The sequence below is a fragment of the Embleya scabrispora DSM 41855 genome (genome assembly GCF_000372745.1).
In the GTDB taxonomy this organism is placed as follows: domain Bacteria; phylum Actinomycetota; class Actinomycetes; order Streptomycetales; family Streptomycetaceae; genus Embleya; species Embleya scabrispora.
In genome coordinates this window covers 363,909-384,933 of the sequence record NZ_KB889664.1, presented here as the reverse complement: position 1 = coordinate 384,933, position 21,025 = coordinate 363,909, and the positions used below count along the sequence as shown (strand labels likewise).

The window sequence follows — 21,025 nt, the reverse complement described above, 5'->3', positions numbered from 1 at the left end:
CGACCTTCGCAATATCTACATAAATCGGACAATTTTTGCTCTCTGTGTTCGAAGAGGAGATTTGCGTCCGTGAGTGCTCTTCCCCCTTTTGCCAGACTGACCGGGCACCTCGGCGGAGTGGCTCGGCGTTCACCGTCCGGGCGGCGCCACCGCCGTCAGAAACCGAGGATCCCCGACCGACGCGGTCCGCCCCGGTCGGGCCACGCCCCGACCGGACCGGCCGCGTAGCCCCCGGCCACCACTTCCGCCGGATCGGAAGCCGCATTCCGACGTCGGCCCCTCGCACGATCGATCAGGGCTCCTCCTTTGCTCGTCCGCGACCCCGACATCACCCCACCCGCCACCCCCGCGACCGGGGCCACCGACACCGCCCAACCCCGGGTCGGTCGACGCGAATACCTCATCCGCCGCGTCCGCCCGACGCCGACCGGCAAAGCCCGGCCCGACCGCGGTGACCGCTCCCCGTGGCGCTGCCTCCGTCACGCCGGCATGCGCTGGTGGTCCCTGGGAAACCTGGTTTCCAACCTCGGGACCTGGATGCAGTTGACCGTGCAGAACCTGCTCGCGTGCCGGCCCTGCTGGTGCTCGCGGCGCTCACCGGTCTGATCGCCACGGTGGACGGACCCGCCTGCGCCCTGCTCGGCAACGACCTGGTGCCGCGCGAGGACGTCCCGTCCGCGATCGCCCTCGGCGCCGTCGTACACAGCGTGGGTCGTCTGGCCGGCACCGCGCTCGCGGGCATCGCCGTCGCCTTCTTCGGCATCGGCGCCGCCTACGCCGCCAACGGAGTGTCCTTCCTGTTCGTGGCCGCCATCGTCCCGTGCCTCAAGCCGATCAACGACCCGCCGAGGCCGTCCGGTCACCGGCCCGGTCCGGAGCCCGGCCGGCAATCCGCCCCGGATCCCATCTCGGATCCCGTCTCGGAGCCCATCTCGGAGCCCACCCGGCAGGCCGCCCGCGAGTCCGCCGAGCCGGAGGCGGGCCGAAAGCCCGCCGCCGGCTCGGCCCGCGAGGGACTGGCCTTCTTCGCCCGCCGTCCGCGCCTGGTCGCGCCGGCCGCGATCGCCGCGCTCAGCTCGACCTTCGGTCGCAACTACAGCCTGACGCCGGCGGTCCTGGTCACCGGCCCACTCGCGGGCGGGACCGGCGCCTTCGGCATGGTCTCCACCATGTTGGCCGTCGGCGGCATCCTCGGGGCGCTCGTGGCGGGTCGCCTGCGCCGACCCTCGGTGCGGACGATCGCGATCACCGCGGCGGCCGGCGGCGTGCTTCAGATCGCGGCCGGACTCACCCCGACGTTGTTCGTCCGGGGGTAGCGAAACTTGCCGGGGTAGCGAAACGCGGCCGCGGCCCCGTCGGGGGCGGATGACGGGAGGGTGGAATCACGGGTCGCGATCACGGAGGTATTGCGCACGCAGGCAATCCCGCGGGACCTGCCGGACGCGGGCCCGATCGTCGTGGTGGACACGTACGTCGGCCGGCCGCACCCGCCCGGCGCGCGTTCGGGTCGCCGGCGCCGCTACGCACCCGTTCCGGTCGCGCATGCGGACCGCGATTGCGGGGTAGCCGATTCCGGTTATCGAAGGGCGGGCCGCGTCGCACGATGCGCAAGCCGTCGAACCGGCCGAGTCGGTAACGAAAAAAGCGATGGCTCGACGTCAGGAATCAGTTCATGGGACTCACCATCCATCACAGCGCCGATCGACTCGTGGTCGAGTTGCCGGCGCGCGTGGATCGCCACAACGCGTCCGCCGTCCTGAACGGCCTGATGCGGATCCTCAACGTCCCGCTCGGCGAGGGTTGTTCCGAAGTGGTGTTGGACCTGAGGGACACCACGTTCACGGACGAGAGCGGTCCATCGGTTCTGGCCGCCGTGCGGCGCGGCGCGGAACTCCTGCACCTGCAGGTGCTCTACCGGACATCGGACCCCGACACCCGACGAATCGCGACCGGTGCGGGACTGACGCCGACTCCTGAGCCGAGCCGTTTCGACCGGACCATGGCCACCCGTTGACACCGGACCTGCCGACGAGCCCGAGCAGAACTCGCGCTCGTCCGGGCGCACGCGCGGCACCGGGTCACGCGCCCGCCGGGTCGCGACCCGGCGGGCCGGTCCCGCGCGCGATATGTCGGTACGGCGAATGCGGGCAGCGGTTTCTCGTCCTGTCGACCGACCGTTCACGACAGCGGCGCCTGGCGCGGCGGAGTGTGAACGCGAGCGGGTAGGACGATTCGCCGGGTCGGCCCGCGACGGTCACGAAGGGATTGCAGGAACGTCGAGAACACCGAAGGCGCCCAAGTCCTCGCAAGTGCCGAGACCATCGGCGCCGGGCAGCCGACCGACCGCGCCGAGCATCCTCGCGTCGCGATCGTGACCGGTTCCGAATCGGGCATCGGACGGGCCACCGCCGTCGCCCCGGCCCGGGCCGGCTTCGACATCGGCGGCCGCCCGTGAGCACCCGCCGGAAGTCGTCACACGGATCGGCTCGAACACGGGTTTGAGCGGTCCGGACACTGCGGTAGAGGTGATCTTGGGTGAGCCGAACGGCGTTGACAGGCCCACCCACCCACGGACGACGGATTCCGCCGTTTCGTGAAAGGCGCACCGGCGACCTGCGCTCAACGAGCGGTCGCGCACTTCGTCGGTGTGCCCTGCCGTACCCCGCCGGCACTCAGGTGCGATGGTCCTCGGTGCCCAGCCCCAAGGCCCTGGCGAGTTGCTGCACGCTCTCGTAGTCGAAGCCGTCCGTCGGCAGCCCGGCGACGAGGTCCACCAGGTGGTCGGGCGCCGCCTCCTCGCGCAACCGCGCCAAGAGTGCCTCACGATCGGCCGGATAGACGTCGCGCCCCAGATGCCGGGCCAGTTCGCTCCGGGTCCGCACGTCGCTCGCGCTCATTCCGGGTGGTGTTCCGCCCACGCTCGAGGCGCGTTCGACGAGGTCCTCGGTCCCGTTTTCGTTCTCGTTGGTGGTCACGGTGCGCACCCCATTCGTGTCGGGCCGGAGAGGATCAGGTGACCAGGATCTGAGTGCAGGATTCCTTGAGTTTCGCGTTGGCCCAGCGGACCTGCCGCAGGGTGTCGGGGTGGCAGCGTCGGGCGAGGGCCGGCAGTTCGGCGTCCTTGAGTCCCTGGGCGGCCTGGGCGATCATCACCCAGTCGACCGAGACCCCGGATGCCTTGACGTAGACCTCGCGCAGGTCGCGCAGCATCAGCAGGCTCGCGTCGGGACGGCGGCCGATCAGCTCGCCCGCCTTCTCGCGCAGGCGATGTGCGACGCCCGTCTCCTCGACCGGCTCGGCGTCGAGGTGGAGGTCGAAACGCTTGCCGAGGTCCGCGATGTCGCGTGCGTGACGTTGTGACCAGCGAGCCAGGTCGCCGCCGAGGTGGTGGATCTCGTGGTCGACCCGGTGGCGTTCGGCCACCCGCAGCAGTTCGCGGGCCAGGTCCAGCTCGTCGTGATGCAGTTCGTGGAGGGCGAGGGCGATCTTCACGGGAGCTTCCCTTCGCACGCCGGCCCGAGATCCTCGTCGGCTTCGGCCTCGCGTCCGCCCCGGGTGCCGTCGATGTCCGGGGCGACCGGGGCACTGGCGCCGATCGTGGGCGCGGGGGCGGGCCCGGGGCCGATCCGGTGCAGCGCGGCGGCGGCGGTCTTGAAGATCGGCTGTTTGGAGGCGGGGTCCCAGTCGGTCAGCGTCAGTTCGTTGGCCGCCCGGCCGCCGTCGAAGCCCGGCTCCGATCCGGTTTCGGTGTCCCAGTAGCCGTAGTGGAAGGGGAGCCCGGCTGGCCGTCGCAGCCGAAGGATTCCTTGAGCGCGGTGGCGGCCGTGGCCGTGCACAGCCGGGTGTTGCCGTCCAGGTGATTGGTGCCCAGGCCGGCGTGGGCGATCACGCTCAGCGTGTAGTACTCCTCGGCGAAGAGTTGGCCGGTGGTGTAGAAGCCCAGCGCGCTGGGGCCCTGTTCGTCCAGGAGTTCGCGGGTTCGCCGTACGATCCGGTCCATCGCGGTGTCCCAGTCGGTCTCCACCAACCGGCCGCCCTCACGTACCAACGGGCGGGTCAGCCGGTCGGCCGAGCCGTTGGCCTGCCGGCCGAAGAGGTCCTTGGGCCCCAGCCGACCGTGGTTGACCCGGTCGTCGGCCCGCCCGCGCACCCCCACCATGCGGCCGTCCTTGACGGCGATGTCCATCCCGTCACCACTGGAGTGCAGGATCGACGCGGTCGGCACCCAGCGGTCCACGTCCCCCGGAGTGACGCCCTGCGCCAGGTGGGTGTCCACCCTGACCGGCCACGGCTGTCCGGGTCCGTACGGCGTGCGTGTCCCCCACGGCTCGGCGATACGGTCCTTGCGTCTCACGTGCGGCCCTTCCTCCGGCGCCATGTCGGCGAGGGCTACCCGAACGGGCACGCCGCAAACTGCGTCGGGCCCCGGCCGGGGATCCACGGATCGAGCCGCAGGGCGATCCCGGCAGCGGGGCGCCGATGGTGTCAACGTGTGGTTCGCGCGGGCTTGAGCGTGGTCGAAGGCGCCGCCCGGAGGCGGCGCCTTCGCGCTTCCGTGATCGTCACCGTCGCGAAGGGTCCGGCCCGTCCGCGCCGGAGGGCATCCGGCGATCGCCGTCGGCGGGCGCGGAACGCCGATACGCGTCCGACAACCACAGCAGGGCCCGGGCCATCGCCTCACCTTCCGAGTCCGCCACCCCGCGCTCCGCCAAACGATCCGATGTGACCCTGTTCATCCCCATTGCCCACACTCCCTCCCGTGGCCGCCCATCCGGACGCCTCCACCAAGGCTGTCCACATCGGCCGCGGACATGCACGGCGAACCGCCCGAATTCGGGGCCCCACCGAACCCGCTCGACGGGGGGCGGCTTCACCCGGGACGCCGGCGGGCGAACGTACGCACCGGCCCACCTCCCGGCGGCTACGAGGCCCCGCCGGCCAGGAGCCTGCGGGTCACCGTCGCCAGGCGTGCGCCCTGGTAGCGGGCGGCCTCCAGGATGTTGTCGCCGGGCTCGCCACCGCCGGACGCGTGCGCGGTGCCGTACGGGTTGCCGTTGGCGCCGTAGACGACCGGGTCGGTGTAGCCCGGCGAGACGATCAGCGAACCCCAGTGATGCAGCGTGTTGTACAGCGCCAACAGCGTGGACTCGTTGCCGCCGTGCAGATTCGCGGCGCTGACGAAACCGGTCGCCGGCTTGTCGACGAACACGCCCTGCTGCCACAGCCCGCTGGTCGTGTCGATGAACTGCTTGAGCTGCGACGAGATGTTGCCGAACCGCGTCGGCGAGCCGAACGCGTAGGCGTCGGCCCACACCAGGTCGTCCAGCGTTGCGACCGCCATGTCCCGAGTGGCATCGAGATGCGCCCGCCAGGCCGGTACCGAGTCGACGACCTCGTCGGGCGCGAGCTCGGGCACCCGGCGCAGGCGCACCTCGGCCCCGGCCTTCTCGGCGCCTTCCGCGACGGCGCGGGCGAGTTGGTGCACGTTGCCCGTGGACGAGTAGTAGATGACGGCGATCTTGGCGGTCATGACGGAACCTCCGGCAGCGACTAATCGGATTGCTATCCGCTTCGCTCGAGAGTCAAGCGGATAGCCATCCGTTTGGCAAGCCGAAAGCGGATGGCTATCCGCTAAGCTGCGATCATGAACCCCCCGCCCCGTATCGATCTGCCGATGGCCGAAGGACCCCCGCCGGAACGGGCCGACGCGGCCCGCAACCGTCGCCGGATCCTCGATGCCGCAGGCAGGATCGTCGCCGAGCAGGGCCCCGAAGCACTCACCATGAACGCGGTCGCGCATGCCACCGGCATCGGCGTCGGCACGGTCTATCGCCGCTTCGGCGACGTCGCGAGCCTGCTGTTCGCCCTGCTCGACGAGCGCGAACAGACCTTCCAGGCGGCCTTCCTCACCGGCCCGCCTCCGCTGGGGCCGGGCGCGCCCGCCGCCGAGCGCCTGCGCGCGTTCCTGCACGCGCTCGTCGACCGGGTCGCGGAGCAGCACGCGATGCTGCTCGCGGCGGAGATCGCCGACCCGTGCGCGCGTTACACCAGCCCACCCCACCGCGCGCTGCGGATCCACACGGCGATGCTGATCGCCCAACTGCGACCGGACGCCGACGCCGCGACCGTCGCGGACTTCGTCCTCTCCCCACTCGCCCCGAGCCTGCTGCACCATCTGCGCACCGACCGAGGACTGACCATCTCCGGGATCAAACAGGCGCTCGACCAGACCTTGGAGCTGTACGGACTCGATTGACCCGCCCGTTCGACCCGCTCGCCCGGTCTGCTCGATCGACGGCTCGGCGCACGGGTACGTCTCGGGACGGGGAGCGCCCGCTGGGCCTTCAGGGCTATCCGCGTCCGGACGGGGCAAACGAGTCACGTGGGCAGCTCGGACCCCACCCGGCGCCGGCCCTCGCCACTCTCCGACGCCGCGTCGGCCCGCTCGACGGTGCCCCTGCACCGCGCCGCGGGCCACGCGCGGGGCAGCGCCTTGGCGCGCACGTTCCGGATCCGGCGGGCGACGAGCGCGGACGAGCCGACGACAGGGGTGACCATGGGAGACCACGACCGAAAGGACCGCGGCGAATCCGAGCGCGGCGACGCTCCAGTCGAGGCGGACCGGGAACACGGTTTCGACCGTCGGGAAAGCCCCGGGGAGCGAGCCGACCGCCAATGGGGCGAGATGCTCCAAGAGGTGCGGGTCACCCAGACCGGGGCGCAGATCCTCTTCGGCTTCCTGTTCTCCGTCGCCTTCGCTCCGCGCTTCGGGCAACTGTCCGCGTTCGACCGCGATCTGTATGTGGTGACGGTGATTCTCGGGGCACTGGCAACCGCGGCCCTGATCGCCCCCGTGTCCATCCATCGCTCTCTCGCCGGCCTGCGGCGCAAACCCCAACTCGTCCGCGCGACGGCTCGGCTGATCGCCATCGGGATGTCCCTGTTGGCGGCAGCCGTCATCTGCGCCGTGCTGCTCCTGCTGCGGGTCGCGCTCGGATCGGGATACGCGTGGCTGTGGGCCGCGGTCGTCCTGGTCGGATTCGTCGGCTGCTGGCTGGTACTGCCGCTTCTGCTCAGGCGGTCCCTGAAACACAACGACTGACACCCCCGTCCGCCCGCGCCGCCAGCGCCGACAACGAGGCCCGCGGCTGCGGGGTCGCCTGTCGAGTACACCCGGCTTCTCAAGGAACAAGGCGCCGGCTACGGCGAGATCACCACCAAGACCGGCATCCCCAATACCTCTCTGCTCCGCTGTCTCGCGCCCCTCCCCGATGCGCGCCCATCGTGAAGGACGCCCGCACTCCGGCCCATTCACGCCTGCCTCCCGCCGGGCAAAACCCGTTGTTCGGGGATCTGTGGCCCTGGCAGGATCGGTTGGTGCGGAGCGGCTCAGGTGCGCTGCCGTCCGTGCTCCCGCCGCTGCGCCGTTTACCGTGATGGAGATCTGTGGCCACAGTCCGCGTTCCCGGGTCGAAGTCCACCACTGCCCGCGCGCTGTTTCTCAGTGCCTGCGCGGACGGCTTGTCCACGCTCCGACACCCGCTGGTCTCCGACGACACGGAAGCATTCGCCGAAGGACTGGGCGCGCTGGGTTACCCGGTGCACCGGTCCGCGGAGGAATGGTCCGTCCTCGGGCGAGTGTCCGGGCCTTCCGCCCGCGAGGCCCGGGTCTTCTGCCGCGACGCGGGCACCGCCGCCCGCTTCCTCCCGGCATTGGCCGCCACCGGACACGGGACCTGCCACTTCGACGCGTCCGAGCAGATGCGCCGCCGCCCGGTCGCCCCGCTCGTGACGGCGCTGCGCGCACTGGGCGCCCGTGTCCGCCATCTCGGGGCGGACGGCCACCTGCCCATCGCCGTCACGTCGGACGGCATCGAGGGCGGCGGCATCACCATGGACGCGGGGCTCTCGTCCCAGTTCCTGACCGCGGTCCTGATGGTCGGGCCGCTGACGCGCGATGGACTGCGCGTGACCGTCACCGACCTGGTGTCCGAGCCGTACGTGGACATGACGATCGCGCTCATGCGGGAGTTCGGCGCCACCGTCCACCGCGAGGGCGCCCACTTCGACATCGCCCCCACCGGCTACACGGCACGCACCCACACCATCGAGCCCGACGCCTCCACCAGCAGCTACTTCTTCGCCGCGGCGGCGCTGACCGGCAACCGGGTCACCGTCCCCGGACTGGGGGCCGGATCGCGGCAAGGCGACACCGACTTCGTGCGCGTGCTCGGCCTGATGGGCGCCCACGCGGAGATCGGCGAGGACTCGATCACCGTGGCCGGCACCGGCCGACTGCGCGGGATCGAGGTGAACATGCGCGACATCTCCGACACCATGCCCACGCTGGCCGCCATCGCGCCGTTCGCCGAGGGGCCGGTACGCATCACCGACGTGTACAACACCCGGGTCAAGGAATCGGACCGACTGGACGCCTGCGCCGAGAACCTGCGCAGGCTTGGCGTCCCGGTCACCGAAGGCCGGGACTGGATCGAGGTCTCGCCCGCGCCACCGCGCCCGGTGGTCATCGACTGCCGCGACGACCACCGCATCGCCATGAGCTTCAGCATCACCGGACTGCTGACCCCGGGGCTGAAGTTGGACAACCCGGAGTGCGTACGCAAGACCTTCCCCGGCTTCCACCGCGCCCTGGCCACGCTGCGGTCGCAGTGGGCCCAAGGAGCGGCCGCAGCGCCCGGGAGATAGCAGCGCGCGGCGGAGAATCGAGGCGCGAGCCATTCAAGCCGGTCCGCTGCCGCCGACGATCGAGGGAAGTTGGCCGATTCCAGGATGGGGATTCCCCGGGGTCTTGCGCTCAAATGGGGGAATCAGCGCGCCTGACGAGTTCAACAACGTGCTGGAAATGGCCACGGAGATCTTCGAGGATCTCGAGCCGATCCTGATCCCGCTGGAGGCCTTTTCGACGCCGAGTCGAACGCGATCAAGGCGGTCGCCGACCAGAGCAACGGCCAGGTCCAGCTCGAAGGGTACTGGCCCAGCCCATTCGCCATCCGCATGCCCGACCCGGACTTCATCCGGGGCATCGGAAACCTCACCGACCGCTGGAAGCGCGAACCGGGCGAATGGACCGCGGCGCCCCGGCCCCTTCGCGCCGATGGCGGAGGGGCCGGGGCCGGGGACAGGTACCGGTGTTCACGCCCCCGCGCCCCTGCTGCCCCGCTCGACCGGAATCCACAGCTGAGAGTCGGTCACCGCGCCGATCTCCACCGGCTGCGTCCGCAGGAGCTCCGGACCTGTCCGGCTCGTGTACGGGTTCGAGGGGAACCACTGCGTGAACACGTCTCGCCACAGCTGCTGGAGGGCGCTCGGATAGGGCCCGTGGTTGTCGAAGACCGCCCAGGTCCCGGCCGGCACGTCGAGGACGTCGAACTCCTCCGCGGCCGCCTCCGGACCGGTCACCACGCCGATCCAGTAGTCCGCCTCGGCGCCATCTTCCCGGCTGTCGGTCAGGTACACCACCGCCGACAGGATCCCCGCCGGCTCCTGGCCGGCAGACTCTTTCATCCGTACGATCGCCTGCTCGTCCAGGCTTTCCAGGTGTGCCGCGGCGGACGCGTTGACCCCCTCGCGCACGAGCGGGACCCGGGCCCTCCTGCCGACGACCCGAAACGACTCCTTCTCCACGATCCGATACCGCATGGCCGCACTCCCTTCGACGACGAGACGGAAGGACATGCGCGGCTGTGCCGTGAGCACCGCACCCGTACGCCGGGCCTCGCCCGGCCCGATGCCGTGCACCGACCGGAATGCCCGGGCGAACGCCTCGCCCGAGCCGTACCCGTATCGCACCGCCACATCGAGCAGCGTCAGCTCCCCGGCCAGCACCTCGGCCCCGGCAAGTGTCATCCGCCGGCGCCGCACGTAGACCGGGAGCGGCACCCCGGCGAGCGCGGAGAACAGCCGCCGGAGGTGGTACTCCGACACCGCGGCGATCCGGGCTACCTCGGCCATGTCGACCTCCCGATCGAGACGCGCCTCCAAGTGGTCCAGCGCCTGATTCAGCCGCTCCAGCACGCGTATCCGTCCTTCCTTCGCGGGTCTCCACCGTAGGAACGCCCACCCTGCCAACCAGCCGCAGCCGCCGACACCCGCGCCCGAGTCGGAGTCGGAGTCGGAGTCGCTCGCCACGCGCGGTGCCCTGGCGGTCATCGGCGCTGCGGTCTCGGGCGCCGCCGGGCCATCGGCCGACCGCAGGGGAGACAGGAGCGGTCTGATGGGGCCGTCGGGCCGCCTTGCCCGAGTAGAAAAGATTTGATCGCGCCCCGCCCGACAAAACCAGTGCGGGAATTGTTGGGCAGGAAGCCCTGGCGTCACCTGAGACTTACGCCCATGACGGATGTCAAAGGATTTTGCCGGCCGGGGTTCGACGCAGTCCGTGCGGCCCTTGCAGCTTTGCTCGGCAATGACGACGTGGGTGCATCGGCGGCCGTCTACATCGGCGGCGAGCAGGTGGTCGATATCTGGGGCGGGTACGCCGATGCGGACCGCTCCGTCGGCTGGGAGCGCGACACCCTCACCGGCGTGAACTCGACGACCAAGAACATGACCGCCCTGTGCGCGCTGATTCTGGCCGACCGAGGCGAACTCGACCTGTCTGCGCCGGTCGCCGCCTACTGGCCCGAGTTCGCCGCGGCCGGTAAGGAGAACGTCCTGGTGCGGCACGTGCTGTCGCACACCGCGGGGCTGCCGGACCTGTCCGGGCTGACGGTGGTCGAGGAGCTGTACGACTGGGAGAGCGTGACGGCAGGGCTGACCGCGCAGGCGCCCGAATGGGAGCCGGGAACGGCCGCCGGCTACCACGCGCTCACCTTCGGCTTCCTCGTGGGTGAGATCGTCCGCCGCGTCACCGGCCGCAGTCTTGGTGAGTTCTTCGCCGAAGAGGTGGCCGGACCGCTGGGCGCGGACTTCCACATCGGGCTCGCCACCGAGCATGACCACCGCGTCGCACCGCTCATCCCGCCGCCGTCACTGACCGACGAGTACGCCGCCGGCGCACCGCCGGGACCGGATGGCACACGCCGGGAGAACACCGGTGCCGCGATCCGGGTCAAGGACACCAACTCCACGGCCTGGCGCCGTGCGCAGATCCCTGCGGTGAACGGTTTCGGCAACGCTCGCTCTGTCGCCCTTGTGCAGTCGGTACTGGCGAACCAGGGTTCGGTCGGCGGCATGCGACTGCTGTCCCCCCAGGGTTGCGAGCCCGCGTGGCAGGAAGTGTTCCGCGGCAACGACCGTGTTCTGGGGACGCCGATGTCCTGGACGGTGGGCTTCGGTAAGTTCGGCAACACCTTCGGCTGGGGCGGCTGGGGCGGCTCGCTGGTCGTGAGCGATCCCGGTTCACGCATGACGGTGGCCTACGTCATGAACCAGATGATCGACCGGGACCGGCAGGAGGACAACCGCGGCATGGAGATCGTGATGGCCGCCTACAGCGGCCTGCACTGACAGCGCAACGAGGGGGCGGCCTCGGCCCACACAGGCTGCCCCCTCCCGCCCCAGCCCGCACGTGAGCGGAACCGCCGCCAGTCGCGCGACCGGTGGTGTCCCGTCACGCGTAGTCGGTGGAATGTTGGGAGGTGTGAGGCATGGACGTCGCCGCGTGCGATTGGTGCGCCGGGCCGCCGACGCGGTCGCGTGCCCGGTACTGCTGCCCGGCCCACCATGAGGCGGCCTACCGGAGTCGTCGCGGAGCGTTACGATGCCGTTCGACGGCAAGGGCGGTCACGAGCCCCGGCTGCTTGATTCGAACACTCCGCTCGTAGCCTCCGCTCATGACTGATGATCCGTTCCGGTGCCGCTGCGTCCTCTGCCACGACTACGGTGACCGAGACCGGGCAGACCGGGTCGACCTGACGATCATCGAGAATGTGCGGCAGCACGGCTGGCACGTCGTGATGGTTCCCGAGGACGAGATCGGCCCGGGGTTCTCGTACACGATCGGCCTGTCCCACAGCCACGGTGTCCCTGAACTCACCATGTTCGGGCTCGATGTCCACGACATGCACACGATGCTCAACACCCTGGGTGCCAGGGCCTGTTCGGGTGCCGTCCTGGATGACGGCCGGGAGCATCAAGGCGTGGTCGACGGCTACGACGTTGTACTCAGGGACGTCGACCCGCGTTGGTACCGCACCTTCTTCGGGCGAGCCATCGGCTTCTACCGGCGGCCTCCCTTCACCGTTCTGCAAGTTGCGTGGCCGGATGCGGGAGGCCGCTTCCACTGGGAAGAACAGGTCGAGCAGAGGCATCAAGAGTCGCAGCCTCGACTGTGGCTGCCGCCGGATGATCATCCCGTTGGGGTCTGGACCACCGAACTCTGACTGTGGCCGTGGAGTCCGGACACGCCGCCCCGGCCGCCGGCCGGTGATCGGGGTTTGAATGGCTTGGAAACGCAGACGCAGCGCGTCGCAGAGTCCCGCCGGCGCGCCTCCCCCGGTCGACGAGATCCCCGACGCCCCGCCCTAGCCACTGCCCGCCAAGAGACGGGGACGGCGCCGCCCCGGTCGGGATCGGCGCCGTCGAAGGCCGGCGAGGGTGGCCGCCTCACGGCGGAAGGCACACCGTGGCTCCAGCCGAGCGGTATTCCACGGAGGCAATGGTTGGGCCCGGGGGCACACCCTCACCGACGACCTTCACAACGGGCATCACCGTCCCGACATTCCCGCCGACGGGATCGACTCTCGCCGGAGCGGCGCCGATCGACACGCGGGTGGCCCCTCGGCCCGGCACGGCACGGATCGCTCCGCTCGCCACCGGAAAGGGCCCGGCACACACTGGACCCATGGACATCATCGGCGCGAGGGCCACCGTGGTCATGCCGGACCACGACGAGGTCGAGGTGACAGTGGACGTCCACGACTGGCCGGTGGACGGTGATGCGTTCCCGCACACCTGGAACGCGGTGATCCCCCAGGCCCTGAGCCTGGACGTGGGCGAGGAGATCACCCTGTTCGTCCGCGACGAGAACACCGCTCTGGGACATACGTGCGTGGTCGTGTCGAACAACGGACGAATGATCCGACTGTGCGCCCACGAGTAGAGCGCGCCCTCCGGGCTCGACGAACAGCCGGCCCGATCCGCCGTGGAGCGGAAGGTCCGACAAAGGGCCGTGGCGCGCCGAGGCCCGTCACCGACGGGCGGCGTGGCGGGGCCTGCGCACGCGACGTTCGTGTTCGCTCATGCCTCCCAGACACCGTCCTGTCCGGTCTCCATCGCCCAATCGAGGCATTCCCTCTTGACCGGACAGCGTCGGCAGACGGTCTTCGCTCGTTCTATCCGAGGGATCGACGGGCCGGAGGCACCCACCGGGAAGAACAGATCCGGGTCCTCGCTCCCACATGCGGCTGAACAGCGCCGGTCCATGACTTCCTTTCCGGCCGCAACGCGGCTCTCGGAGGCGGTCGTTGTGCCCGCTGCCCGCGATATGCCTTCTCAAGCACGGGAGTTGGCGAACCGTCCGAGGAACGCATCCGGTCGGCGGAGCCGGGGACGGCAATACGGCGGGGACGGTTCGCCACGCCGACGTTGCGGAGTGCGTTCAGGAAGCACCGGGTTCGTTCCAGCGGCGAGCCGCGCGTTCACCCGGAACCGCGACGCGGTCCGTCCAGGGGGTGCCCTTCGCGTGCTCGCTCGCACCCGACGCTTCTCCGGATTTCGCCGGGGAACCGGCCGAGGGCAACAACCGGGCGGCGAGGGAGAGTGCCCGGGTGGTGGTCGCCGGGGCCAGTCCGTGGGCCCGGACGGCCACCTTGGCCACCGCCGTCAGCACGAGTTCCGGCCTGCGCCGGATCCCGGCACGCACGATCAGGCGGGCTGCTCGCTCGGCGTCCATGGACACCAGGGGCAGCGACGCGGCGGCCGCGAACCAGGCGTACTCGCGCGAACGCCGCCCGGTGAAGCGCGCGGCCCGGTGCGAGCCGGTGCGCATGAGCCCGGGCACGGCCGTGGTCACGCTCACGCCCGAACCGGCGAGTTCGGCCCGCAGTCCCTCGGAGAATCCGGTCGCGGCGAACTTCGCGCAGTCGTAGGGCAGCAGGTGCGGTGCGGGGATCCGGCCGCCGATCGAGGTCACGTTGATCACCCTGCCGTCACCGAGTTCGCGCATGCCCGGCAGCACCCCGAGGGTCAGGCGCATCGGCGCCATGAACATGGTCTCGATCGCCCGGCGGAACGCGTCGACGTCCAGCGATTCGACGGGGCCCACCGTGATGATCCCGGCATTGTTGACCAGAATCTCCACCGGCCCGTGCCGCTTCGTCACCTCCGCGACCAGCGCGTCGATGGCTTGCGCGTCGCCCAGATCGCACTGCTCCCAGGACACCGGGCGGCCGGTGTCGCGGCGGATGAGCGCCGCGGCGCGGGCAAGTTCCTCCTCGTCCCGGGCGCAGATCGTCACGCGTGCCCCCAACCCGGCCAGCTCTCGTGCGATCAGCAGACCCAGACCGCGCGAGCCGCCCGTGACGAGTGCGACCCGACCTTTCACGTCCGCCCTCGAACGCGACCGAAGGCGTCCTCGGGTACCGGCATGCGTGGTGTCGGTCACGGCGTTTCCCTTCTCCGGCGGCAACCGCGGCATGCGGGCTTCGTACGGTTTCGTCCCCGAGACCACTGCGGAAGCGCATGCCCCCGCAGGCGCGGGGCAAATCACAGCGGCTCTTCTGCCGCCTGCCGCCGCTCGGACCCGGACGTCGATCGGGCCCAGGACGTCGTCGATGCGATCCGCGGCGGCCTCCACCCGCGTGCCGGCTCAGGCGGGCGTCGCGGACGGTCCAGCCGACCCGGGTCGCGGGCCCGTCGCCCTCCGGTGAGTCCCCGGCCCGGCCGGGCATGTCGAGGCGGTTGTCGGGAAGTGGGTCCCCTGAGGATCACGACTACGGTAGCCGCCTGGAGCGAGCGCTGGTGGGTCGGCTGCCGCAAGGAAAGGTCCGGGACACGTTGCACGGCGTGCCCTTGGGACACGCGGTGCACCCGATGCTGGTGCAGGTGCCCATCGGCGCCCGGTTCTCCGCCTCGATGCTCGACCTCGTACCGCGTACCGCGTACCGGGCCCGCGTCCACGGTGTTGATCGCGGTGGGCATCGGCGCCGCCGCGGCCGCGGGGCTGGTGGATGGGTCCCGGACGCACGAGCAACAGCAGCGGGTGGGACTCGTGCATGCCGCGTGCAACACGGTGGCGGTCGGCCTGTACTCGGCCTCCTTGACGGCCCGGCTCGGCAACCGGCCGCTGCGCGGTCGGATGTCGGCGCCGGCCGGGCTTGCGGCAGTCGGGGCGGGCGGGCTGCTCGGCGGGCACCTCGCCTACCGTCAGGCGGCCGCGTTCGACGCGGCGGCGATCGCCGCGTTCAACACGCTGACCCTGCTCGCCGCGCACCCCGGACTCGCCGACCGGGCCCGCGACGAACAGGTCTACCGGGACGCCGAAGACCCGCGCGGGATCGCCGAGGCGGACCACCTGCGCGCCTGCGTCCAGGAGTCCCTGCGCCTGTGGCCGACCGCACCGGCGATCCTGCGCGACAGCACGCGCGACGACCCACTGGCTCCCGAGGGCGCCGCCGTGGCCGTGATCAGCTCCTTCTTCCACCGCGACGCCCAGACGCTGGACTTCGCCGATCGCTCCACCCCGGACGCGTGGCCCGACGGGCGCGCGGAACCGGCCCGAGGCATCGTGCCCTTCAGCGCCGGACCGGCCGCCTGCCCGGGACGCAACCTGGTGTTGTTCACGGTGACCGCGCTGCTGGACACCGTGCTGCGCCGAACGACGGACCTCGACCTCGCCGACCCCGTGCTCCCGGATCCGAGCCGGCCCCTGCCGCATACGTGGAACCACACGGCCGTGCGACTGCTCACGGCGTGAGGGCCGATCCCCCACTCGGCCCAGTGCGCCCCTCGCCCCGGTGTTTGATCGGGCGCCGACCGGTCAGCCGGTTCGGTACGGGATGTTCCCGGCCGCCGGTCGCCGCCTCCCGTGTACGGCGGATCCCCCGAGGGTCGCCGACCCACCGAACACCCGTCCGAGGAGATGATCGTGATGAAGGCACTCACCTGGCACGGCAGGCGCGACGTACGCGTGGACAACGTGCCGGACCCGGCGCTGAAGGACCCGGACGATGTGATCATCAAGGTCACCTCGTCCGGGATCTGCGGCTCGGATCTGCACCTGTACGAGGTCCTCGGCCCGTTCCTGAGCGAGGGCGACATCCTGGGTCACGAGCCGATGGGCATCGTCGAGGAGGTCGGCGCCGAGGTCACCCACGTACGGCCGGGTGATCGCGTGGTGATCCCGTTCAACGTCTCGTGCGGGGTGTGTCACACCTGTACGCGGGGACTGCACTCGCAGTGCGAGACCTCCCGGGTGCGCGAACAGGGCATGGGCGGCGCGCTCTTCGGTTACACCAAGCTCTACGGTCAGGTCCCGGGCGGACAGGCCGAATACCTGCGGGTGCCGTTCGGCAACAAGCTCCCGATCAAGGTGGCCGAGGGGCCCCCGGACGATCGCTACGTCTACCTCTCGGACGTGCTGCCGACCGCATGGCAGGCGGTCGAGTACGCCGCCGTCCCGCCCGGCGGCACCGTCGCCGTGCTCGGGCTGGGCCCCATCGGCGACATGGCGTGTCGCATCGCGCTGCACCGGGGTGCCGAGCGCGTGTTCGGCGTCGACCTGGTGCCCGAGCGGCTCGCCCGGGCTCGGCAGCGCGGTGTCGAGGTGTTCGACCTCACCGCTCATCACGACATCGCCGACACGATCCGCGCGCTCACCGACGGCCGCGGGCCGGACGCGGTGATCGACGCGGTCGGCATGGAGGCGCACGGCGCGCCGGTGGGCAAACTGGCCCAGCAGATCGCGAGCCTGCTGCCCGACGTGGTCGCCGAGAAGATGATGCGCAAGGCCGGCGTCGATCGACTCAGTGCCCTGTACACCGCGATCGACCTGGTCCGCCGCGGCGGCACCGTCTCACTCTCCGGGGTGTACGGCGGGATGGCCGACCCGCTCCCGATGTTGACCATGTTCGACAAGCAGATCCAACTGCGCATGGGTCAGGCGAACGTACATCGGTGGGTGGACGACATCCTGCCGCTCCTGGAGGACGACGACCCGCTGGGCACCGAGGACTTCGCCACCCATCGCATCCCGCTCGCCGAGGCGCCGCAGGCGTACGAACGGTTCCAGAAGAAGCAGGACGGCACCGTCAAGGTCCTGCTGCGCCCGTGACCCGCCGGCCCGCGCCCCGGTCGCGGACGCTGTCGCCATGTCCCCGCGCTCGGAGTGATCATGTGTGCGGCCCGATTCGCCGGGTAGCGGAGATGGGCGCGGGTCCAGGTGCTCGCCGTACCGAGAAGAGGCGGGTTACATGGGACTGGGACACGGCGGCAACGTCATCGAGGAACTCACCGTCGACCATCGCGAGGTCGACGCGCTGTTCGCGCGGATCGAAATCCTGCCGGTCGGAGACGCGCGGCGGCGCGTCGCGGCCGACGAGTTGACCATGGAGTTGGTCCGTCACTCCGTCGCGGAGGAGATGCACCTGTACCCGGCGGTGCGCGAGCACATCGAGGACGGCGACACGATCGCCGACAAGGAGATCGCCGATCACGCCGCAGTGGAGGAACTCCTCAAGGACCTCGAAGGCCGCGACGCGGACGATCCGCGCTTCGACGACCTGGTCGCGCGCCTTCGGCTCGCCGTGGGCGAACACGTCCGTGACGAGGAGGGCCGCATGTTCCCCCTCCTGGCCGCCGCCTGCACGACCGAAGAGCTGAACGCGTTGGGCGACAAGGTCCGCGCCGCGAAGGAGACGGCGCCGACCCGCCCGCACCCCTCCGCACCCGACACGCCACCCGCCAACAGGATCCTCGCCCCGGGCGCCGGACTGGTCGACCGGGCCCGCGACCTGCTCTCCGGCCGCGGCGGACACTGAACCGTCCGCTGCCACGCGCGTGACCCGCCTGCCTGGCACCCGGCGGGTCAGGGCTGCTCGCGGCGGGGGCCGGGTGGCGCTACCAGCGGTACCAGCGGCCGCGGCCTCCGCCGGCGCCTGCCGACCGGAAGAAGAAGCCGAGGATCCAGAGCACCAGAACCACGACTGCCACCCACCACAGGATTTTGACCGCGAACCCGAGGCCGAACAGGACCAGTGCGAGGAGCAGGACGAGAAGCAGGGGAATCATCGTTTTCACCTCCGCCGACCTTGTGCCCCGTCCTTGGGTCCGCACGCCACGGCCGAGTGCCTTTTCCTGCCGATTTGTCGCCCATCCCGCCCGGCATCGCATTCGCCCGCCGGCGCCCGGCGGCACGGCGTTCCCGCCGGGCGCGTACCCGAAGGGCAGGGCACATGCCGCCCGCGCCGGGCGCTTGAACCGCCCGGTCGCTCCGCCGCCCTCCCTCAACCGTGGCGTCACGGCTCGGGAAGGGCGGGGATGCGCGACCGGCTCGGGCACGTCCTCGTCTCGGTGCGCCCGGGACCACGCGGACGACGGTGCCGAGAGGTCAGATGGCGTCGCTCTCCGCCGTGGGGAAGCGCTCCCAGACCCGATGTGTGCCGAGGAGTTCGATGATTCGGGCCAGTACGGCGGACGCGTCCCGGGCGACGACCACTCCCGGCGCGTCGGTCGGGATGCCTGCCGCCACCAGGCTTTCCGCGCTGTTCGCCCAGCCGCCGATCGCCTTGGCATGGCGGTACGCCTCCGCGAGCATGAGCACGATCCGCGGGTCGGTGGTGGACACGGTGGTGGCGTTGCCCGCCTTGGCGTCCCGCGCGCCGTACGCGTCCTTGCCCGGCGCCGGTGAACCGGCGAGCAGGATCGCGTCGAACTCGATCGAACGGGCCGTGGCGAAGGTGCGCTGTACGGCGATGGACGCGCCGTCGCCTCCGAGTGGGCCGCCGGTGGGTGCGATGACCAGCGGCACCATGCCCGCGTCGAACACCGCCCGCCGCACCTCACGAACGCCGTCCAGGTCGGCGGCCGGGTCGGCGACGATGCCGATCACGCGGCCGGTGATCGGCCACGTCCCGCCGATCTGCGACAGCGCGGGACTCGGTTCCACCGAGGGCAACGGCCCCGAGGGCGAGGGAGCCGGCAGCCCCAGGCCCTCCGCGACGCGGGCGCACAGTAGCGGGTCGATGTCGGCCAGGACCCGCAGGTTGCGTTCCCTGATCGCCGGCTCGCGGCACTTGCCGAGCTCGAAGCTGTAGGCGGCGATCACGTGTTCGCGCTCGACCGGGGTCAGGCTGAGCCAGAACAGTCGAGGCTGGCTCGTGTGGTCGGCGAAGGATGCCGGGGCCTCGCGGACCTTGGTTGCGGGCGCCGGCGGGACCGGCACCTCGACGTACCCGCCGAGGTCGGCTCCGGCGGTGAACGGGCAGCCGCCGTCGAGCGAGTTCGGCCGATACGGCGCCACCCCGCGGTGCACGGCGTCCTGGTGCAGGCCGTCCCGGAGCATGTCGTTGATCGGGGCGTGCGGGCGGTTGATCGGAATCTGGGCGAAGTTGGGCCCGCCCAGTCGGCTGATCTGCGTGTCGAGGTAGGAGAACAGCCGGCCGGCCAGCAGCGGGTCGTCGGTGACGTCGATGCCGGGAACCAGATGGCCGGGGTGGAAGGCCACCTGTTCGGTCTCGGCGAAGAAGTTGCCGGGATTGGCGTTGAGCGTGAGCAGGCCGATCGGCTGGACCGGCGCGAGCTCCTCGGGGACGATCTTGGTGGGGTCGAGGAGGTCGATGCCCTGGAACGTCTGATCGGCGGTGTCCGGGAAGGTCTGAATGCCCAGCTCCCACTGCGGGAACGTGCCGGCCTCGATCGCGTCGGCGAGGTCGCGACGGTGGAAGTCGGGATCCATGCCGCTGATGATCTGCGCTTCCTCCCACACCAGGGAGTGCACGCCCGCCTTCGGCTTCCAATGGAACTTCACCAGCGTGGTGCCGCCGTCGGCGGCCACGAGACGGAAGGTGTGGACCCCGAAGCCCTCCATCGTGCGGAACGAGCGCGGGATGGCGCGGTCCGACATGTTCCAGATGGTGTGGTGGGTGGCTTCGGTGTGCAGCGAGACGAAGTCCCAGAAGGTGTCGTGCGCGCTCTGCGCCTGCGGGATCTCGCGGTCGGGATGCGGCTTGCCGGCGTGGATGACGTCCGGGAACTTGATCGCGTCCTGGATGAAGAACACCGGGATGTTGTTGCCGACCAGGTCGAAGACGCCTTCGGTGGTGTAGAACTTGGTGGCGAACCCGCGGGTGTCCCGCACCGTGTCGGCCGAGCCCCGCGAACCCAGCACCGTCGAGAAGCGCACGAACACCGGCGTCTCGACGTCCTTGCCGAGGAACGCCGCCTTGCTCACGCTGCCCGCGCTGCCGTATCCGACGAAGACGCCGTGCGCCGCCGCGCCGCGCGCGTGCACGACGCGCTCGGGGATGCGCTCGTGGTCGAAATGAGTGATCTTCTCGCGCAGATGGTGGTCCTGCAGCAGAACCGGCCCGCGCGGTCCGGCCTTGAGCGAGTGATCGGTGTCCGGCAGGCGCAGTCCCTGGGCCGTGGTCAGGTACGCGCCGCCCTGCGCCACGGCGGCCTGGTCGGTCCCGGTGGGCTGCCCGGTGGGGCTCACCGCATCGGGACCACTCTGGTCCGGCTTCGGCGGCAGCGGCTCGCGTGGTTGCGTCGGCTCGTCCAGTGGGACCTGCTCGCTGCCGGGGCGACCGGGGATCACACCCGCGGGGTCGGGCTTGCGGCTCGCGGGCTCGGGCTTGGCCATGCTTCCTCCGTGTACCAGGAGTCTCGGGCGGTGAACGAGCTCGGACCGGTGGCAGCTCTCGCGGCCGGGTGGCATCGACTCGGGTGGGTCCGAACGGGTCGCGACAGTCACGGCTACCCGTACCGACCGGATCAAACCGAAATGCCCGGTGGCCGCAGGGGCGAGCCGGCGACCCCGGCCGGTTCGATGCCCGACCGATCGCACGGTCGATCCGCGCCGCGCCGGCCGACCCGGCTCTCCCAACCGTCCCGCGCCGGCCCGAAGGCG

Annotated in this window: 20 protein-coding genes and 2 pseudogenes; 11 read left to right on the top strand and 11 right to left on the bottom strand. The window is 70.9% G+C overall.

What is annotated here, in order from left to right; translation table 11 throughout:
• Positions 1-489: 489 nt before the first annotated feature.
• Both A3IC_RS55280 and A3IC_RS0119155 read left to right on the top strand, forming a co-directional pair.
• A pseudogene (locus A3IC_RS55280) lies at positions 490-1,307 on the top strand (MFS transporter); the annotation flags it as partial.
• 365 nt (positions 1,308-1,672) lie between these two features.
• Complete coding sequence (locus A3IC_RS0119155; RefSeq protein ID WP_020551666.1) at positions 1,673-2,014, top strand: STAS domain-containing protein; 342 nt, start codon at positions 1,673-1,675, stop codon at positions 2,012-2,014.
• A gap of 658 nt (positions 2,015-2,672) precedes the next feature.
• On the opposite strand, the gene A3IC_RS55275 is transcribed toward A3IC_RS0119155, so the two are convergent.
• The 5 genes and pseudogenes from A3IC_RS55275 to wrbA form a co-directional block, all read right to left on the bottom strand.
• On the bottom strand, positions 2,673-2,975 hold the full coding sequence (locus tag A3IC_RS55275) for a DUF2795 domain-containing protein (RefSeq protein ID WP_158696005.1): 303 nt from the start codon (positions 2,973-2,975) through the stop codon (positions 2,673-2,675).
• Positions 2,976-3,009: 34 nt separating this feature from the next.
• Positions 3,010-3,492 carry a hypothetical protein gene (locus tag A3IC_RS0119140; RefSeq protein WP_020551664.1) on the bottom strand — a complete coding sequence of 161 codons (483 nt, stop codon included), beginning with the start codon at positions 3,490-3,492 and terminating at the stop codon, positions 3,010-3,012.
• A gap of 280 nt (positions 3,493-3,772) precedes the next feature.
• A pseudogene (locus tag A3IC_RS0119135) lies at positions 3,773-4,378 on the bottom strand (molybdopterin-dependent oxidoreductase); the annotation flags it as partial.
• 184 nt (positions 4,379-4,562) lie between these two features.
• Complete coding sequence (locus A3IC_RS72560) at positions 4,563-4,697, bottom strand: hypothetical protein (RefSeq protein ID WP_020551662.1); 135 nt, start codon at positions 4,695-4,697, stop codon at positions 4,563-4,565.
• A 224-nt stretch (positions 4,698-4,921) separates the two neighbouring features.
• Positions 4,922-5,530 (bottom strand): NAD(P)H:quinone oxidoreductase, encoded by a 609-nt coding sequence (gene wrbA, locus A3IC_RS0119125; protein WP_020551661.1) that lies wholly within the window; start codon positions 5,528-5,530, stop codon positions 4,922-4,924.
• 114 nt (positions 5,531-5,644) lie between these two features.
• Here wrbA and A3IC_RS0119120 point away from each other — a divergent pair, with 114 nt between their 5' ends.
• Positions 5,645-6,256, top strand: coding sequence for a TetR/AcrR family transcriptional regulator (locus tag A3IC_RS0119120; RefSeq protein WP_040876788.1), 612 nt, complete (start codon positions 5,645-5,647; stop codon positions 6,254-6,256).
• Between the two features lie 122 nt (positions 6,257-6,378).
• On the opposite strand, the gene A3IC_RS0119115 is transcribed toward A3IC_RS0119120, so the two are convergent.
• On the bottom strand, positions 6,379-6,558 hold the full coding sequence (locus tag A3IC_RS0119115) for a hypothetical protein (protein WP_020551659.1): 180 nt from the start codon (positions 6,556-6,558) through the stop codon (positions 6,379-6,381).
• Between A3IC_RS0119115 and A3IC_RS0119110 the strand changes: the two genes are divergently transcribed.
• Positions 6,557-7,102 (top strand): DUF6328 family protein, encoded by a 546-nt coding sequence (locus A3IC_RS0119110; RefSeq protein ID WP_020551658.1) that lies wholly within the window; start codon positions 6,557-6,559, stop codon positions 7,100-7,102. The two genes, A3IC_RS0119115 and A3IC_RS0119110, sit on opposite strands and share 2 nt — an antisense overlap.
• Positions 7,103-7,446: 344 nt before the next feature.
• Positions 7,447-8,706, top strand: a complete 1,260-nt coding sequence (gene aroA / locus A3IC_RS0119105; protein WP_026218450.1) for a 3-phosphoshikimate 1-carboxyvinyltransferase — start codon at positions 7,447-7,449, stop codon at positions 8,704-8,706.
• A gap of 447 nt (positions 8,707-9,153) precedes the next feature.
• Here aroA and A3IC_RS0119100 read toward each other — a convergent pair whose 3' ends face one another.
• On the bottom strand, positions 9,154-10,035 hold the full coding sequence (locus A3IC_RS0119100; RefSeq protein WP_026218449.1) for an AraC family transcriptional regulator: 882 nt from the start codon (positions 10,033-10,035) through the stop codon (positions 9,154-9,156).
• A 315-nt stretch (positions 10,036-10,350) separates the two neighbouring features.
• Here A3IC_RS0119100 and A3IC_RS0119095 point away from each other — a divergent pair, with 315 nt between their 5' ends.
• The 3 genes from A3IC_RS0119095 to A3IC_RS0119085 all read left to right on the top strand — a co-directional run bounded on the left by A3IC_RS0119095 (position 10,351) and on the right by A3IC_RS0119085 (position 13,060).
• Positions 10,351-11,466, top strand: a complete 1,116-nt coding sequence (locus tag A3IC_RS0119095) for an EstA family serine hydrolase (protein WP_026218448.1) — start codon at positions 10,351-10,353, stop codon at positions 11,464-11,466.
• A 326-nt stretch (positions 11,467-11,792) separates the two neighbouring features.
• Entirely contained in the window at positions 11,793-12,341 is a 549-nt protein-coding gene (locus tag A3IC_RS0119090; RefSeq protein WP_020551654.1) for a DUF4262 domain-containing protein, read from the top strand.
• Positions 12,342-12,802: 461 nt separating this feature from the next.
• Positions 12,803-13,060, top strand: coding sequence for a hypothetical protein (locus tag A3IC_RS0119085; RefSeq protein ID WP_020551653.1), 258 nt, complete (start codon positions 12,803-12,805; stop codon positions 13,058-13,060).
• 137 nt (positions 13,061-13,197) lie between these two features.
• Here the strand turns inward: A3IC_RS0119085 and A3IC_RS64985 are convergent, their stop codons facing one another.
• The gene (locus tag A3IC_RS64985; RefSeq protein ID WP_425387341.1) at positions 13,198-13,383 is read right to left on the bottom strand and encodes a WhiB family transcriptional regulator; all 186 of its coding nucleotides are present in this window, start codon (positions 13,381-13,383) and stop codon (positions 13,198-13,200) included.
• Positions 13,384-13,558: 175 nt separating this feature from the next.
• Entirely contained in the window at positions 13,559-14,503 is a 945-nt protein-coding gene (locus A3IC_RS0119075; RefSeq protein ID WP_026218447.1) for an SDR family NAD(P)-dependent oxidoreductase, read from the bottom strand.
• A 576-nt stretch (positions 14,504-15,079) separates the two neighbouring features.
• On the opposite strand from A3IC_RS0119075, the gene A3IC_RS68755 reads away from it, so the two are divergent.
• The 3 genes from A3IC_RS68755 (at position 15,080) to A3IC_RS0119060 (ending at position 17,936) form a co-directional block, all read left to right on the top strand.
• Positions 15,080-15,874: a cytochrome P450 gene (locus tag A3IC_RS68755; protein WP_020551651.1), complete on the top strand. Its 795-nt coding sequence runs from the start codon at positions 15,080-15,082 to the stop codon at positions 15,872-15,874.
• A gap of 174 nt (positions 15,875-16,048) precedes the next feature.
• Positions 16,049-17,230 carry a zinc-dependent alcohol dehydrogenase gene (locus A3IC_RS0119065; RefSeq protein WP_026218446.1) on the top strand — a complete coding sequence of 394 codons (1,182 nt, stop codon included), beginning with the start codon at positions 16,049-16,051 and terminating at the stop codon, positions 17,228-17,230.
• A gap of 145 nt (positions 17,231-17,375) precedes the next feature.
• Positions 17,376-17,936 (top strand): hemerythrin domain-containing protein, encoded by a 561-nt coding sequence (locus tag A3IC_RS0119060; protein WP_026218445.1) that lies wholly within the window; start codon positions 17,376-17,378, stop codon positions 17,934-17,936.
• A gap of 79 nt (positions 17,937-18,015) precedes the next feature.
• Here the strand turns inward: A3IC_RS0119060 and A3IC_RS0119055 are convergent, their stop codons facing one another.
• Positions 18,016-18,186, bottom strand: a complete 171-nt coding sequence (locus A3IC_RS0119055; RefSeq protein WP_020551648.1) for a DUF5670 family protein — start codon at positions 18,184-18,186, stop codon at positions 18,016-18,018.
• 319 nt (positions 18,187-18,505) lie between these two features.
• A complete protein-coding gene (locus A3IC_RS0119050) occupies positions 18,506-20,758 on the bottom strand; it encodes a catalase (RefSeq protein WP_020551647.1) in 2,253 nt (750 codons plus the stop codon).
• Positions 20,759-21,025: the final 267 nt, after the last annotated feature.